The 15,528-nt window shown below is 57.5% G+C and carries 16 protein-coding genes and 1 pseudogene; 10 read left to right on the top strand and 7 right to left on the bottom strand.

Going from position 1 to position 15,528, the window contains the following annotated elements; translation table 11 throughout:
* The first annotated feature begins 368 nt into the window (after positions 1 to 368).
* The 3 genes and pseudogenes from Q1A75_RS16530 to Q1A75_RS16540 all read left to right on the top strand — a co-directional run bounded on the left by Q1A75_RS16530 (position 369) and on the right by Q1A75_RS16540 (position 4,474).
* Positions 369 to 638, top strand: a complete 270-nt coding sequence (locus Q1A75_RS16530; protein ID WP_299555499.1) for a hypothetical protein — start codon at positions 369 to 371, stop codon at positions 636 to 638.
* Positions 631 to 3,020 (top strand): annotated as a pseudogene (locus tag Q1A75_RS16535) (FAD-dependent oxidoreductase). Before Q1A75_RS16530 ends, Q1A75_RS16535 begins: the two are co-directional and overlap by 8 nt.
* A gap of 128 nt (positions 3,021 to 3,148) precedes the next feature.
* On the top strand, positions 3,149 to 4,474 hold the full coding sequence (locus tag Q1A75_RS16540) for an aspartate aminotransferase family protein (RefSeq protein WP_299555496.1): 1,326 nt from the start codon (positions 3,149 to 3,151) through the stop codon (positions 4,472 to 4,474).
* 99 nt (positions 4,475 to 4,573) lie between these two features.
* Here the strand turns inward: Q1A75_RS16540 and Q1A75_RS16545 are convergent, their stop codons facing one another.
* Positions 4,574 to 5,431: a LysR family transcriptional regulator gene (locus Q1A75_RS16545; protein WP_299555494.1), complete on the bottom strand. Its 858-nt coding sequence runs from the start codon at positions 5,429 to 5,431 to the stop codon at positions 4,574 to 4,576.
* 85 nt (positions 5,432 to 5,516) lie between these two features.
* Here Q1A75_RS16545 and Q1A75_RS16550 point away from each other — a divergent pair, with 85 nt between their 5' ends.
* A complete protein-coding gene (locus Q1A75_RS16550; RefSeq protein WP_299555491.1) occupies positions 5,517 to 6,539 on the top strand; it encodes a permease in 1,023 nt (340 codons plus the stop codon).
* 402 nt (positions 6,540 to 6,941) lie between these two features.
* Here Q1A75_RS16550 and Q1A75_RS16555 read toward each other — a convergent pair whose 3' ends face one another.
* From Q1A75_RS16555 to Q1A75_RS16565, 3 genes are read right to left on the bottom strand one after another with little or no spacing between them, the layout of a single operon-like run.
* Entirely contained in the window at positions 6,942 to 7,253 is a 312-nt protein-coding gene (locus Q1A75_RS16555) for an ETC complex I subunit (RefSeq protein WP_299555488.1), read from the bottom strand.
* Positions 7,254 to 7,312: 59 nt separating this feature from the next.
* Complete coding sequence (locus tag Q1A75_RS16560) at positions 7,313 to 7,756, bottom strand: adenylyltransferase/cytidyltransferase family protein (protein ID WP_299555485.1); 444 nt, start codon at positions 7,754 to 7,756, stop codon at positions 7,313 to 7,315.
* Positions 7,753 to 8,649 (bottom strand): LicD family protein, encoded by an 897-nt coding sequence (locus Q1A75_RS16565; RefSeq protein WP_299555482.1) that lies wholly within the window; start codon positions 8,647 to 8,649, stop codon positions 7,753 to 7,755. Before Q1A75_RS16565 ends, Q1A75_RS16560 begins: the two co-directional genes overlap by 4 nt.
* Positions 8,650 to 9,054: 405 nt before the next feature.
* Between Q1A75_RS16565 and uvrB the strand changes: the two genes are divergently transcribed.
* From uvrB to Q1A75_RS16580, 3 genes are all read left to right on the top strand, one after another.
* Complete coding sequence (gene uvrB / locus Q1A75_RS16570; RefSeq protein WP_299555478.1) at positions 9,055 to 11,259, top strand: excinuclease ABC subunit UvrB; 2,205 nt, start codon at positions 9,055 to 9,057, stop codon at positions 11,257 to 11,259.
* Between the two features lie 2 nt (positions 11,260 to 11,261).
* The gene (locus Q1A75_RS16575; RefSeq protein WP_299555475.1) at positions 11,262 to 11,774 is read left to right on the top strand and encodes a hypothetical protein; all 513 of its coding nucleotides are present in this window, start codon (positions 11,262 to 11,264) and stop codon (positions 11,772 to 11,774) included.
* Between the two features lie 365 nt (positions 11,775 to 12,139).
* The gene (locus Q1A75_RS16580; protein WP_299555472.1) at positions 12,140 to 12,655 is read left to right on the top strand and encodes a hypothetical protein; all 516 of its coding nucleotides are present in this window, start codon (positions 12,140 to 12,142) and stop codon (positions 12,653 to 12,655) included.
* A gap of 50 nt (positions 12,656 to 12,705) precedes the next feature.
* Here the strand turns inward: Q1A75_RS16580 and Q1A75_RS16585 are convergent, their stop codons facing one another.
* Together Q1A75_RS16585 and Q1A75_RS16590 are read right to left on the bottom strand one after the other, a co-directional pair.
* A complete protein-coding gene (locus Q1A75_RS16585; protein WP_299555469.1) occupies positions 12,706 to 13,023 on the bottom strand; it encodes an antibiotic biosynthesis monooxygenase in 318 nt (105 codons plus the stop codon).
* 120 nt (positions 13,024 to 13,143) lie between these two features.
* Positions 13,144 to 13,350: a cold-shock protein gene (locus tag Q1A75_RS16590; protein ID WP_299208486.1), complete on the bottom strand. Its 207-nt coding sequence runs from the start codon at positions 13,348 to 13,350 to the stop codon at positions 13,144 to 13,146.
* A gap of 221 nt (positions 13,351 to 13,571) precedes the next feature.
* Here Q1A75_RS16590 and Q1A75_RS16595 point away from each other — a divergent pair, with 221 nt between their 5' ends.
* Positions 13,572 to 13,991 carry a hypothetical protein gene (locus Q1A75_RS16595; RefSeq protein ID WP_299555466.1) on the top strand — a complete coding sequence of 140 codons (420 nt, stop codon included), beginning with the start codon at positions 13,572 to 13,574 and terminating at the stop codon, positions 13,989 to 13,991.
* A 106-nt stretch (positions 13,992 to 14,097) separates the two neighbouring features.
* Positions 14,098 to 14,436, top strand: coding sequence for a DMT family transporter (locus tag Q1A75_RS16600; RefSeq protein ID WP_299555463.1), 339 nt, complete (start codon positions 14,098 to 14,100; stop codon positions 14,434 to 14,436).
* Here Q1A75_RS16600 and Q1A75_RS16605 read toward each other — a convergent pair.
* Entirely contained in the window at positions 14,433 to 14,714 is a 282-nt protein-coding gene (locus Q1A75_RS16605) for a zf-TFIIB domain-containing protein (RefSeq protein WP_299555504.1), read from the bottom strand. The two genes, Q1A75_RS16600 and Q1A75_RS16605, sit on opposite strands and share 4 nt — an antisense overlap.
* Positions 14,715 to 14,869: 155 nt before the next feature.
* Between Q1A75_RS16605 and Q1A75_RS16610 the strand changes: the two genes are divergently transcribed.
* Positions 14,870 to 15,520, top strand: coding sequence for a hypothetical protein (locus tag Q1A75_RS16610; RefSeq protein WP_299555460.1), 651 nt, complete (start codon positions 14,870 to 14,872; stop codon positions 15,518 to 15,520).
* Positions 15,521 to 15,528 lie beyond the last annotated feature (8 nt).

Consider the following 15,528-nt stretch of genomic DNA (forward strand, 5'->3'; position numbering starts at 1 on the left):
TTCTTCATTCTGGATCGTCACTTTCATCATGCGATCCACCTTAACGACCGGTCCGAAATTCCGCGACCACCTCTTTGCATTGATTTTCGTCTGCCCCCAGTCTCGTGTTGTCATTTGCTGTGGCCGACAGAGTGATTCTGTTCGCCAATCGTGGCTGAATAATAGGTTCGACATTTTGCCTCGGGCCAAGTTGCTCAAACACCGGCTGTTGATGCATTTCTGGGCAGCTTGCATCTGTTTCCAGAGATCACGCTCCGCAATAGCGAGAGTTCCTTTTGGTCACGCACCAGCCCTATCAGCTTTTTGCGATAGTCTGCGGCACTTTCAGTCACCATCTCCGGCAACTTGGTGGCGGGGACGTGTGAGCAGTGAAACAGCGGTCGTACAGATTGTGTCGGCAGCCACTGTGTGATCTGTTGAATGTACTCTCCGGCGGGACATTTGATGACTTCCTGTTCATGACCTCCAAAGTGGTTGAAATTGGCCGGGTGCACTGCGCCGCGATCCGCATCTTCTTTTTGGGAGAGTTGGGCTCGGAGCTTCACTGTCCGATGCTGAATCAAAGAATTTTGTTTGATGCGCTGATGAATGAAGGCTCCGAGCACGATCCGATCCTGATGGGGTACGTCTATGTCTGATCTTCCTTCGCATGCTTCGGTCGTCGTGATCGGCGGCGGTATCATGGGCTGCTCCACCCTTTATCACCTCGCCAAAATGGGCGTGTCCGATACGGTATTGCTTGAACGAAACAAGCTCACCAGCGGCACCACGTGGCATTCGGCGGCGCAGGTCGGGCGCTGCGCCATTCGCAAAACCTCACCCGGATGATCCAGTATTCGGTAGAGCTCTATTCGCAGCTCGAAGAAGAAACCGGTCAGAATGTCGGCTGGATTCAAAAGGGGTCTCTGTCCATTGCGACGAATCCGGATCGCCTGATCCATATTAAGCGGCAGGAGGCGCTGGCCCATGCGTACGGCATTGATGCCAAATCGGTGTCGCCAGAGGAAGCCAAGGCGCGTTGGCCGCTGATGCACGCAGAGGATGTTCTGGGGGCCGTCTGGTCGCCGGATGACGGGCGTGTTTCGCCCTCAGATGTCTGCGCTGCACTGATCAAAGGCGCAAAATCCTTGGGCGCAAAGCTGTTTGAAGACACGGGTGTTACCGGAATCCTGACCGAAAACGGGCGCGTCAAAGGTGTGGAAACCACGCAAGGTACGGTGATGTGTGACGCCATCGCGCTTTGTACAGGTCTGTGGTCGCGTGAGATCGGCGCGATGGCGGGGGCCGAAGTGCCTGCGTTGGCGTGCGAGCATTTTTACCTGCTGACCAAACCCGTAGACGGCATCGCAGGCAACATGCCAACGCTGTCAGATCACGATAACCACCTCTATATCCGCGATGATTCCGGCGGGCTTTTGGTTGGCTGTTTTGAACCTATGGGCAAGCCCATCGCGCCCGGTGTGTTGGATGAGAGTTTTGAGTTCGGCCTGTTGGGAGAGGATTGGGATCATTTTGAACCGATGATGATGAACGCGCTTCATCGTCTGCCAGCATTGGAAACTGCCGAAGTCAAAACGCTGCTGAACGGACCAGAAAGTTTCACGCCCGATGGTACTTTCATGCTGGGCGAAACTGCTGAAACCAAGGGGCTGTTCCTTGGGTGTGGTATGAACTCGGTCGGGATTGCATCTGGTGGCGGTGCAGGCATGAACTTGGCTCATTGCATTGTGCATGACCACCCGGCCTATGACTTGACCGAGGCCGATGCCAAACGTTTTGCACCTGTTTTCAACAATATTGAACACCTGATGGCGCGGGCCCCAGAGATTCTTGGCACCCACTACGACATCGCCTTTCCGGGCAAGCAACTCGCTACAGCTCGCAACTTGCGTGCGCTACCGCTTGACAGTGAATACAGGACGGCTGGTGCGCATATGGGGCAGTTCTACGGTTGGGAGCGTCCGCTCTATTTCGGTAAGTCGGCTGAACCTGCCATGACATTCGGCAGGCCCGACTGGTTTGAAAACGTGCGCGCCGAGGTTATGGCCGCACACGAAAGTGCCGCGATTTTCGATGCCTCGCCTTTTGGCAAGATCGAGGTGCAGGGACCGGACGCGGAAGCGTTCCTCTTGAAAACCTGTTCGGGTTTTGTGGCCCGTGCGCCGGGGTCTGTGATCTACACCGCCGTGCTGAACGCGCGCGGCACTTTTGAAAGCGACATAACCGCGCAACGCATCGCCGAAGACCACTACCGTCTTTTTGTTGGCACCAATGCAATCAAGCGTGATCTGGCTTGGTTCCGCATGCATTCCGATGCCTTTGATGTCACGCTGACAGATAGCACGACAGATTATGCGGTTCTGGGCCTCATGGGGCCAGATGCCGCGCGGATCGTGAGTGAATGTGGCGCGCCGGAACTGAACGCGCTGGGCTATTTCAAGGTTGGCCCTGCTCACATCGGGGGCAAACATGTGCGAGCTGCGCGATTGTCCTATGTTGGCGAGGCGGGTTGGGAAATTACCATGAAATCTGAAAACGCATCGACCGTTTATGCCGCGCTGACGGCTGCAGGAGCAAAGCCAGCGGGCCTGTTCGCCCAGTCCTCGATGAGAATTGAAAAAGGGTTTTGCGCTATGGGGCATGAGTTGGATAGTGACGTTTCTCCGATCGAGGCCGGCCTGGATTTTGCCACCCGCAAGAAAGGCGGGTTTATCGGGGCCGACGCGCTGGCTGAACGGCGCGCGAACAGCGCAATGTCGCATGTGATCTCGCTTAAGCTTGACGATGAAACTGCGGTGCCCTTGGGGCACGAGCCGATCTATTTGGATGGCAAGATCATCGGTCAGACCAGTTCATGCGCCTTTGGCTACCGTGTGGGCAAGCCCGTTGCGCTGGGTCATGTCAAAAGCAGCATCGATGACGGCAGTCGAGTGCAAATCGACATTGCGCGCGACATGTTCGACGCGACGGTGACCATCGGGCCGCTCTACGATCCTGCTGGCAACAGGATGAAAGGCTAGGTCGTGACACGTCCTGACGTATTGGCTGCGCCCAATGGTACGCGTGCGCCCGGAGGCCTCGGGCACTCCACGTGTGGATATGCAGCTTCGGTCGCGGCTTTGATGCCAATGCTTCAAGGAGAACCGACATGAGCCATGTGTTTCCACGTCACACCAAGACAATTCTACCCACCGCTGTTGGCGGAGACGGGTGTTACCTGATCGATGCGGAGGGCAAGCGCTATCTCGATTGCGGCGACGCGGCGGTTTCTTGTCTGGGCCATTCGGACCAAACCGTGATCGCAGCCGTTCAGGATCAGGTCGCGAAAGTTGCCTTTGCACATTCAGGGTTCATGACGTCAGAACCGGCCGAAGCATTGGCCGATCTTCTGGTTGCACATGCCCCGGGGACTCTGGACCGGGTTTATTTCGTTTCCGGCGGCTCAGAAGCGGTTGAAAGTGCGATCAAACTGGCCCGCCAGTACTTCGTTGAGATCGGCCAACCAAAACGTCAACACGTCATCGCCCGCAAGCAAAGCTATCATGGCAATACCCTGGGTGCGCTGTCTGCCGGCGGGAACCAATGGCGGCGCGCGCAATTCGGGCCGCTTCTGGTCGACATGAGTCATATTGCGCCGTGTTACGAATACATTGGGCGCGCCGATGGCGAGAGCAGCTTTGATTACGGCCAGCGCGTCGCCAACGAACTCGAAGCCGAGATTTTGCGCATTGGACCGGAAAAAGTCATGGCGTTCATGGCTGAACCGGTCGTGGGTGCCACACTGGGTGCGGTCCCTGCGGTTGATGGATACTTTGCCCGTATTCGCGAGATTTGTGATCAATACGGTGTGCTGCTGATCCTGGACGAAGTCATGTGTGGCATGGGGCGGACCGGGCACTTGTTTGCCTGCGCTCATGACAGGGTGACCCCTGACATCTTGTGTATCGCCAAGGGGCTGGGAGCCGGATACCAGCCGATTGGTGCGATGATGTGTACCGATAAGATTTACGCTGCCATCGAAAACGGCACAGGTTTTTTCCAACACGGTCACACCTATCTTGGCCACCCGGTTGCGACGGCCGCGGCCCTGGCGGTCGTGCAGGAACTGACCGGACGTGATCTGCCCGCCCGCGCAGGTGTGATGGGCGACAAGCTGCACGCCGCCCTCGAGACCGCTTTCGGCCAGCATCCTCATATTGGTGATGTCCGTGGGCGTGGACTGTTCCGCGGGGTTGAGATTGTCGCAGATCGCGAGAGCAAAACACCGTTCGCGCCCGAACTTGGTCTGGCTGGAAAAATCAAGAAGGCAGCCTTCGCGGAGGGTTTGATTTGCTATCCCATGTCCGGTACCCGCGATGGTAAGCATGGGGACCACATCCTACTGGCACCGCCATTCATTGTGGAAGAGGGGCAGATTGAAGAACTGATCGACAAACTATCATGCGCCTTGGCTATGGTTTTGCCAAAGGCTTAATTCCAAGATCGGCACCAATTGCGGTTATGAACTCGCGTGCCTCAGTTGCATTGGCGCCAAGGACGTGTATTCGCTGCGACCCATCAAACGGATGCTTTCTTAGGCCTTGACCAAAAATGCGGCGCGGATAGCTGCTTTCATCGCGTCCTGCGGTCCGGTCTCCGTCGCCGTGTTTCCGGCCATCACGAGTTTCGAGGCGAGCGTGCTCGTGAAACCCAAATCCGTCCCCACAATTGATAGGTCTGAATGTAGCGATGAGCGGCCCAGCAGACCGATGGCGATCCCGGCTTCGACGGCTGCGATCACGCCAGAGACGCTTTGGCTGGAGTAGACGACCCGGTATGGTTTCCCTCTGGCTTCCAGGGACGCGATGGCTGCGTCGCGCCACCAGCAAGCGTGGTCGAACAAGGCCACCGGCAGGATTTCATCGGCTGAAAAGTCCCGATGCTTTGATGCGACCCAGCATGTTGGATCTTCAAAGAGCACTTCTTCGTACTTTTGGGGGCGCTCCACCTCGTAAATTGCAAGATCCAGAGTTCCCTTTGCGAGCGCTTCCGGGAATTCCGTGCTCAACGCACAGGTCACATCCAGTTCAACCTTTGGATGATGACGGGTGAATGCCGCGACGATCTCCGCCAGCTTGGCCCGTCCATGATCGTCGGGAATGCCAACGCATAGTTTTCCCGTAACCACATCTTGGGAAATGTCCCGCAACACTGCGTCGAGGCGCATGGTCACGTCTTGTGCGACGGGCAGCAGTAGACGACCTGCATCGCTTAAGACAACGCCTCGCCCGTGGCGCTCAAAAACCGGATGTCCGAGGATTGCTTCGAGGCGTTTGACCTGAAGGCTGGTCGCGGATTGTGATCGGTGGATGCGCGCCGCACCTTCCGTGACGCTTCCCGCTTCGGCCACGGCGACAAAGGTGCGCAGCAAGTCGCTGTCCAGCTTTCCCATCTGTTTTTCCAATATCAGAAATTTATACTATTCGTTTCACATATGCTTTGTCTGGCCTTACTTTTCAAGGTCAGAGGAGTATCCGATGACCGATCAGACTGTTGCGCGCCGACATGCAAACAAGAAATCTGTGGTGTGGGGTGTATGCCTTTTCCTCTTGATCGGCATAGGTCTATCCTGGCCGGCACATGCGATGAATGCCGCCCAGTTCGTCGTGTGGGGATTGGTTGCGGTCGCCCCCATCGTCATTCCGGGCATTCTTCTTGCAGCGTGGATCATCGCCAGCGGAGCGGATGCACATATTGCCAGCGTGTTCGAGGGCAGGACAGTACGCACGGTGGTGGCCGCGTCATTGATCGGAGCCATCACGCCAGTCTGCGGTGTGACAGTGTTGCCCTTGATGGCTGGATTGTTGGCGGCTGGTGTTCCGCTGGCTCCGATCATGGCGTTCTGGTTATCCTCCCCGATCACAGACCCCGCAATGCTGGCGACAACAGCGGCAACTCTTGGCCTGAGTTTTGCTGTTGGAAAGACGCTCGCAGCGTTTGGATTGGGTATGTTCGGTGGCGCAATCACCGGACTGTTTGCCAAGAAACCCTGGGCATTGAACGCGCTTCGCGACAATGGTCTGGCCCGCCAACTGAGCGCTGCACGATGCAGCAGAGATCAGTCCTTTGATCCATGGATTTGGCAAACGGGCGCGCGTCGGCGGTCTTTCAGCAAACAATTCTGGGCCACAACGCGGCTCATCCTGATGTGCCTGATCCCGGCATTTGCCGCAGAATATGCCTTGAACGCAGCGCTGACCCCAGGGGCGCTTGCGGCCTATGTTGGCGAAGATCAATGGTGGGCCATACCTGCGGCTGTCTTCGTCGGTGCGCCGGCCTACATTGACGGCTATGCCGCTCTGCCGTTGACGCGCGGCCTGATTGACAACGGCATGTCCGAAGGTGCTGCCATGGCGTTTTTGGTTTCGGGTGGTGTAGTCAGCATATGGGGCGCCATGGCTATTGCTCCGGTACTTAAACTGAAGCCGTTTCTTCTCTATCTGCTTCTTGCGGTTCTGGGGTCACTTGCGGCGGGATACGTCTTTGGGTGGGTCATCTAAAATCCAATGACGGACCGAAAACGAACTTGAGCGGCGGCAGCTTTGCCTCGGTTTGCCGTCGTCCAGCTGACCAAATGCTGCACTGCATGGTCGATATCTGCTTCGGGGAAGCTGCGCGGTTGCGTGGACGATGGCGGTCAATGTCCGGAAAAGGGCAGAATAAAACCCACGGTCGTTGATCTGGCGCTGTCGGTTTGCACAGCGAAAACGAGGCCGACAAGTGTGAGGCTTTCCTAGAGCGTCTCGCCAGCCAGAAGGTGCCTCAGGTATTTTGAATAAGTTCGCCTCAACAGCTCATCCACCGGAAAAGGACGCACAAGCACTGACTATAAAGGATCAAGCATGCTCTCGCGGAATCTCTAGCCCGATCCCAAGACGACTTTGGCCCGATTTACAACGCCGCTAGTGAGTCCAAGACCCGCGCCGGTTGGTGGCAAAGTTCTCGCCGTAACCACCGGGCCGGACATTGGCCTTGCGCTTGTTGGGCTCTTGCACTTGCGCATCGATGCCATGTTCCTTGGCATAGTCCAGCGCCGCCGCCTTCGTATCGAACGACATGCGCACCTGTGCCTGCGTGTCCGAGGACGACGTCCAGCCCATCAGCGGATCGACCGACCGGGCCGACGCTGGTGCAAATTCAAGCACCCAGTGCTTGGTCATGGCAGTACCCGACGACATGGCTGTCTTGGCAGGTTGAAAGATTCGTGCGCGCATAAGCTGGCTCCCTCGTGCGCTGGGTGTTTAGCACGACACAACCCCAGGCGCGCAAGGGTCTATTCCGCCGCATTGGACGGAGGCGACATGCCCCTAAATTCCAACGTCTTCTCGCGCAGCTCTGTTGTCGAAATATTAGGCGTGCGCGGCAGGTAAATCACCTCGCATAGCGGGCTCAGGAAATCGAAACGCCCGGCCCAATCATCCCCCATGGCGAACAGATCAACGTCATAGGTGCGCACGTCCTCCGGTTTCTGCTCCCAACAGGTTTCGGGAATGACCATGTCCACGTGACGGCACGCCAAAAGGATATCGCGCCGCTCCTCATAGGGCATGACAGAGGCCTTGCCTTTGATCCCGTTGAAGGCATCCGTTGAACAACCGACAATCAGCCGATCGCCAAAGGCCTTCAATCGTTCAAGAAGCCGCACATGCCCAATGTGAAAAAGGTCAAATGTGCCATAGGTCAGCAAAGTGCGTTGTCGTCGGTCAGGTCCTATCATCCGCGGAGCGCCTGCATGAAATCCACAAACTTTTCGTTTGCTTTGGTCCATTTGAAGGTGAACAGCGGGTCGGGGTCGCGCCAGTCTTCCCCGTAGTTGACGGCCAGCATCTTCTCAGGCGCACGCGGAATGGCACAGCCTGTCATGTTGCACACACCCAGCGGCAACAGATCGTCATAGGTCAAATCTCCGAATGTGTGCGGGTACACAAAGACCCTCCCGGCCTCTATCCAGACTGGGAACAGGTCGACTTCGAAGGTGCCAATGGGCGTCAATTTGTGGATCTCTGGTGCCTTCTGGGTGCTTGCGTCCGACAGACCGATCTCGCGCAGGCGCTCCGAAAGGCGGCGCCATGCGGCCGCCGCAGAAACGGCACTGTCTGCATCCAGTATCACAGCAAGATCAATGTCATCATCATGTGCAATCAGCGATTGATCACGAACCACCCCCAAAAGCGTCCCTGAGTTCAAAAAGACCCGTAGCCCTTCTGATTCCAACTGCTGTGTCAGGCCCTTCACATGCGACCAGATTGGTGCTGGATCGACGGTCGCAAAGTTGCCTTCTCTAAAGCCGTGGTTGGTCAGAGCAATGGGTGCGAGGTAGTCGCGCATCCGTGTGTCGAATTCTGCAAATTCTTCGGGAGGAAGCATGTTGCGCAGACGCTTGAGGTTCCCAACCACCTTGGCGGCTCGAATTTGACCTACGCAACACACCATCACAAAGGCCTCGCGCCAAGTGGTCGACACTGGCCGTTGCTTGAGGTCGTTCAACTCTCCGAAGTAACGCCACACATCGAAGGCGCCGGACCGTGTCAGAACCTCGGCAAGGGCGATCGAGTGGATCTCCTTTACGCGGTCATGCGCCGACCGGACAGATGGGGTGTTTGGTGCCATGTATAGCCCTGCGCACACGATGCCTGCGTGGATGGTTTCGCCACAAGATAGAACCAAGTGATTTGAGACCAAAACACTTTGCACGGCTGCGGGATCCCACGACAGTCACTGTCAGCAAGTGTCTCAAATCTATCACGGCCCTGTGGGTCAGAGGTTGGGCATCACTCCGCGAGTTTTAGCAAAACAGCGTCTCGGGGGTTTTTCAACTGGGCGACCAATTCGGGAAGTATCAGTGACCAGACTATGGGCCGTGCAGTCTTGGCTCGTTGTTCCGATGCCATATGCGTTTATGCGGGCATAATATCCAACCTCTGCGTGGCTGCATTCGCAGGAGTAACTGTCAATTCCTGTCAGCAAGGCGTCGCAGCCACTTGCGCTTGCGCCCTATCGCGCCAAGTTAGCGGCATGGCATACGCGCGCACCGATTCCCCCGAACCCGTCACCTACCTCGCCAACCCCGCCGAGGATGTCCGAACCCGTCTGAAACTCGAAGGCGGCAAGCAACTGGTGATGAACACAGAATTCCAGCCCGCAGGCGACCAGCCCACGGCGATCAAGGAATTGAGCGCAGGCGTCATGGGCGGCGACCGTGATCAGGTGCTCTTGGGCGCAACGGGCACCGGTAAAACCTACACCATGGCCAAGGTGATCGAGGAAACGCAGCGCCCGGCCATTATTCTAGCGCCGAACAAGACCCTCGCGGCCCAGCTCTATGGCGAGTTCAAAGGGTTCTTCCCCGACAACGCCGTGGAATACTTCGTGTCGTACTACGACTACTACCAGCCCGAAGCCTATGTCGCGCGGTCCGACACCTATATCGAGAAAGAATCCCAGATCAACGAACAGATCGACCGCATGCGCCACTCGGCCACGCGGGCGCTTCTGGAACGCGACGACGTGATTATCGTGGCGTCCGTCTCGTGCATCTACGGCATTGGCAGCGTTGAGACCTACGGGGCGATGACGCAGGACCTCAAGGTGGGCAAGGAATACGACCAGCGACAGGTCATCGCGGATCTGGTCGCCCAGCAATACAAACGCAACGACCACGCCTTCCAACGCGGCAGCTTCCGGGTGCGCGGCGACAGCTTGGAGATCTTCCCCGCCCACCTTGAAGACCGGGCGTGGAAACTGTCCTTCTTCGGCGAAGAATTGGAAAACATCACGGAATTCGACCCGCTTACCGGGGAAAAGGCGGCCACGCTGGACCACATCCGCGTCTACGCCAACTCGCACTACGTGACCCCGAAGCCGACGATGAACCAGGCCATCATCGGCATCAAAAAAGAACTCAAGATCAGGCTCGACCAGCTCGTGGGCGAGGGCAAGCTGCTCGAAGCGCAGCGGCTCGAACAACGCACCAACTTCGATTTGGAAATGCTCGAAGCAACGGGCGTCTGCAACGGCATCGAAAACTACTCCCGCTACCTCACGGGCCGCGCTCCGGGCGAACCTCCTCCCACGCTGTTCGAATTCATCCCCGACAACGCCATCGTGTTCGCGGATGAAAGCCACGTCTCGGTCCCCCAGATCGGGGGCATGTACAAAGGCGACTACAGGCGCAAGTTCACGCTGGCCGAACACGGCTTCCGGCTCCCAAGCTGCATGGACAACCGCCCCCTCAAATTCGAGGAATGGGATGCCATGCGCCCGCAATCCGTCTTCGTCTCGGCTACCCCGGCGGCGTGGGAGATCGAACAGACCGGCGGTGTCTTCACCGAACAGGTCATCCGCCCCACCGGCCTTCTGGATCCGCCGGTCGAAATCCGCCCCGTTGAAATGCAGGTCGATGATCTGCTGGACGAGGTCCAAAAGGTTGCCAAGCAAGGCATGCGCACGCTCTGCACCACGCTGACCAAGCGTATGGCTGAAGACCTCACCGAATACATGCACGAACAGGGTATCCGCGTCCGCTACATGCACTCCGACATCGACACGCTGGAACGGATCGAAATCCTGCGCGACCTGCGGCTGGGGGCCTTCGACGTGCTGATCGGCATCAACCTGCTGCGCGAAGGGCTCGACATCCCCGAATGCGGCCTGGTGGCCATTCTGGATGCCGACAAGGAAGGGTTCTTGCGCTCGGAGACGTCGCTGGTCCAAACCATCGGCCGCGCGGCAAGGAACGCCGACGGCCGCGTGATCATGTACGCCGATAAGGTTACGGGTTCGATGGAGCGCGCACTGGCCGAAACCAACCGCCGCCGCGCCAAGCAGGAAGCCTACAACAAAGAACACGGCATCACGCCCGAGACGGTGAAGAAAAACGTCGAGGATGTGCTGGCGGGCCTCTACAAAGGCGACACGGACATGAACCGCGTCACCGCCAAGATCGACAACCAGATGGCAGGTGGCAACCTGCAAGCGGTGCTCGACGGGTTGCGCGCCGACATGCGCAAGGCGGCAGAGAACCTGGAGTTCGAAGAAGCGGCGCGGCTGCGGGACGAGGTCAAACGGCTGGAAACCGTCGATCTGGTTGTGGCGGATGACCCCCTGGCGCGGCAATACGCGGTGGAGAAGGCCGTGGACGACGCGCAGAAGGCATCGGGACGGTCAACGGCTGGGCGGGCTGGGCAACGCGGTGGGAATGTGAAGCGGCGGAAGCGTTAGATATGGTTACATCTGCACTTAGTGACATATTGGAAGAGAATCCACTGTTGGGTTTCTCCATCTACACAAGCACCCAAGTCCAAGCCCTTGGTAGAAAAGCGGTCGAACTCAAGGAGATTGCGGCGTCTTGGGGCCCTGATGAGTCAGGTAGCTTGGTCATCCATGACTTTACTGACTACTACGATAACTTTTGGTTTTGGGTGCTCGGGGCATTCGAAGTAATCCGGACGCTGGACCAGCACAGCGACTGTTTTCGCGAAAAAAAGATGGAAGAGCTTCGGGAGATAAAACGAGAACTCAAAAGAGTGCGAATTCCATTCGCAAAGCAAGAACTGGCAAACAACGGGCGGCCAATTTTTGCAGAGCTGTCGGTGATAGGTTTTGATAAAGGTATGAAATTCGAAATATCTGGTTCTGTTGTAGACTCAGGTGACTTGGTTGAAGCGACAATGGGCTTTTTAGAAAGTTTTAAGCCCACTGACGTCCTTAAAAGGATTCCGGAACGCAGCAACTAGTTTTGGGTTTAGCCAGCCACCGCTTTCTCCAATTCCCAATACTGATTTCTGAGCTGACCGAGCGGTCAGTCCGTTTTATTCCCTCGTCTGGCGGCACCGCCGGGCAGCGCCCGACCTCCCCCCGGAGGGCGCTATTGGCGAGGACCTTCACAACACACGCGACATCTATGCTTAAGGGCGACCACACTGACCCACCCAGCCAAAGCGCCCTCCAGGCCGGTCGCTGCCCTCAGCACTCAACTCCCCGGTTCATGCTAAACTTCATCGCTTCGGGCCAAATAGAAAATTCAATTCACCCACGTATTGAATTATTCCCCACACAATTGAATAGTGCCTGAAAGTGAGTGCGTAACGAGGACCCGTACATGCCCGTATTACTAGCGATCCTAGCCGCTGTCGGCGGCGCAATTTGGTGGTGGATCCGCACCAACCCACGCGAAGCGCTTGATACGGCACAGGATTTGGCCACCACAGCCATCAACGCCCCGCGCAGACTGGCCTTCCGCCGCCAAACCAATGCACATCCGGTCGAAGGCATTGATGACGAACGCATTGCGATTTGTGCAATTGCTCAGGCGTTTATCGAATTGGATGGATTACCGACCAGTGAACAACGTGACAAATTGCACAAGCTTATGCTTGCCCACTCAACGTGCACCAATGACGAAGCGCGCGAGATGGAGGTCCTTGGCCGGTGGCTTTTGACACAATGCAATGACGCGTCCGATGCGGTCCGTCGTCTTGCGCGGCGACTGGTTAAGATCGACACCGGGTCGTCTTGGGACAGTCTTCAGGACGTCTTGTCGGGATTGGTCACGGCTGATTTGTCCGCTCAACAACAAAATGCCATCGAAGACCTGAACTCTGCGTTTCGTCGCTGAGAGACCATGAGAAATCCTTAGGGCAGGCAGTATTGCCCGCCCCTACACTCTCAAAACACCCCCGCAACCTCATACATCACCGGCTCGAACCGCGTGCATAATCCGGCAATCTCGCGGTTCCGCTCGCGCATCTCCTCCGTCCGCAGCATCGCCTGAAAATCCTCGCGCCGCTGCCATTGCGAGTAATTGGCAATCCGCGTCTGCGCGTCGTTCACGTGCAGCCCGGCGGCCACAAACCCTGGCTGGCGCGAGATGAAGGCAGCGTATGCCCCCTGCAGCTTGTCCAGCAGGTCGGCACAGGTGCCGGGGGAGCATTCGAACGTGGTGATGACGGTCTGGCAATTGGCGGCGGGATCAATTTTGAGCATCTGTCTCCTCCTACACATCCATCATAGCAGAAATTGGCACCGCACAAAAAAACGCGGCCTCCTTTCGGACGCCGCGCCAAATCTCAAACGGGTCGGGTGGGGCTTTACCCCACCATCCCCTTACACCAGAGCGATGTTCACTGCGCTCTCGCGGCCGTCGCGGCCGGATTCCAGGTCAAACGTGACCTTCTGGTTGTCTGCCAGACCGGTCAGACCGGAACGCTCGACGGACGAGATGTGGACGAACACGTCCTTGTCGCCGCCGTCAGGAGCGATGAAACCGAAACCTTTGGTGGTGTTGAACCATTTCACTGTGCCAGTGGCCATGTGATATCTTCCTTCAATTGATACCGCTCACAGGATGCAGCGGTCCGGCGTAGTCGTCATGATCGAGAGACTGCGTGCCGTGAGGAAAAACAGAACATCGAGTAGAATAGCTATGCGCGCCCGCCCTGACAGCTTCGGAGCCAAAGCACAAGCATTTTCGATTGTGCCTGACCGACATCTCCAAGTGTGTACCAGGCCCAAAACTGCGCTACCATCATGCCATGCGTATTATTTTTTCTCTTATCTTTCTCACCACACCAGCCCTCGCATGGGAGTTCACACCAACCCCCATCTGCACTCTCTCACACACCGAACCGACGGTTGACATCGCGGTCACCTACGACCACGCCACCCGCCTCTATGCCATCGCGGTCACCAGCCCCGACGGCTGGCCCAACGCAGCCGCGTTCTCCATCCGCTTTGATGGTGCACAACCCAACACGATCTCGACAACGCGCCACAGCACAGAGGCGAATACACTCATTGTCACCGATGTGGGCTTTGGCAACGTGCTGGACGGGCTCGAATTCAACGCAACCGTCACCGCTTTCACCCAAACCGCCGCCGTCACCGTCTCGCTGACAGGCGCCGCACCCGAAGTGCAGAGGTTCCGCGCCTGCGCTACTGCGCCCGTCGCCTGACACGTCAGGAATACCCGACTACGGGGCAGTACTTCGACGTGCTAAGATACTTCATATTTTCATAGCCCCGCAGACCATCGCGAGGCCCTCATTCAAGGGCTTTCAAATGGACCACATTGTTTTTGGATTTGCTTTTACTTTCGTGACAGCGCTGGTTGTCATTGCAGGCGACTACGTGCTGAAACTCGCCGCCGACGGGAACCAACCCGTGTGGTCGGCCCTCGTCCTGCTTGGTGTCGCGCTCTACGGTGTGTCGGCGTTTTTCTGGTTCTACGCCATGCAACATGTCACGCTGGCGCAAGCGGGGGTGGCGTATTCCATGCTCACGCTTATCGCTCTGGCGCTGATCGGCGCGCTCCATTTCGGTGAAACGCTGCACGCCAGAGAGTATGCAGGTCTTGGCTGCGCTTTGTTGGCGATGGTTCTGATGAGCCGTCTGACCTAGAAATCGAAGATGTCGCCCAACAAGTCGCCCATCCCCTTTTTGCGCCGACCGCGACGCTGATCATACCGGCGATCGCCGCGATCTTCATAGTCTCTGTCTGGCTGCGCGCGGGGCGCTTCGGGCGGTGGGGGCGGCGCGGAATAGGCGGCGGCCCGTTCGATGATCTTGTCCAGCTCACCCCGGTCCAGCCACACGCCCCGACATTGCGGACAATAGTCAATCTCGACCCCGCTGCGGTCGGTGATGACAAGGGGCGTTCCGTCGATGGGGCATTGCATGGGCGTCTCTCCAAATGGCTCCCGCTCCATATAGGGTAGGACAGCCCATGCCGCAGGGCGGACCGGCAAAAAAAGGCTAAAACCTGATCCTAATCAATTGTTAACCATGTCCGGGCCACGGTCATTCCTTGTTAACGAAACAAGAAGAACCCGTTATGCGCCTCGTCCTGACCCTTTTGCTGCTGGCGCTTGCGCCGGGCGCGCAGGGAGGGGCGTGGTTGCAAGAGCACAAAAAGGGGTTCCTCTCGTACAGTGGTGTCTACGAAGAAACCGGACGGCTTGATGGAACACTTTATGCCGAGTACGGGTTCCGACCCAAGCTTACGCTGGGGGTCAAGGTCGATGTAGACATGACGCAAGGGCGGCTGGGTGAAGGCACGGCATTCGTCTTCATGCGCAAACCGATCCCCACCGGAGAGCGGGAGTACAAACTGGCCTACGATATCGGGATCGGCAGCACCTTTGGACTGGTCATGGAGCCGTTGTTGCGCACCGGTCTTAGCTATGGGCGGGGGATTAAGCTGTGGGACCGCCACGGCTGGATGGCAGTCGATGGTGCGGTGGAATGGGCGATTGACCAGGGCCCCGATACGCTGAAGCTGGACTCAACCCTTGGCCTCGCCCTCAACGACCGGTTCAAGGTGATGATGCAGGTTTTTGTAACCAGTGCGGACGGTGACGCATCGGCGACCCTTGCCCCATCCGTGATCTGGCAGCCCAAGCCCGACGGCGCCAGCTTCGTTCTTGGGCTTGAGGGCGAGGATGGAATCCTCGCCCTCAAGCTTGGAATGTGGCGGTCGTTCTGATCCGTGCC

It is taken from the genome of uncultured Tateyamaria sp., from assembly GCF_947504105.1.
Lineage (GTDB): Bacteria > Pseudomonadota > Alphaproteobacteria > Rhodobacterales > Rhodobacteraceae > Tateyamaria.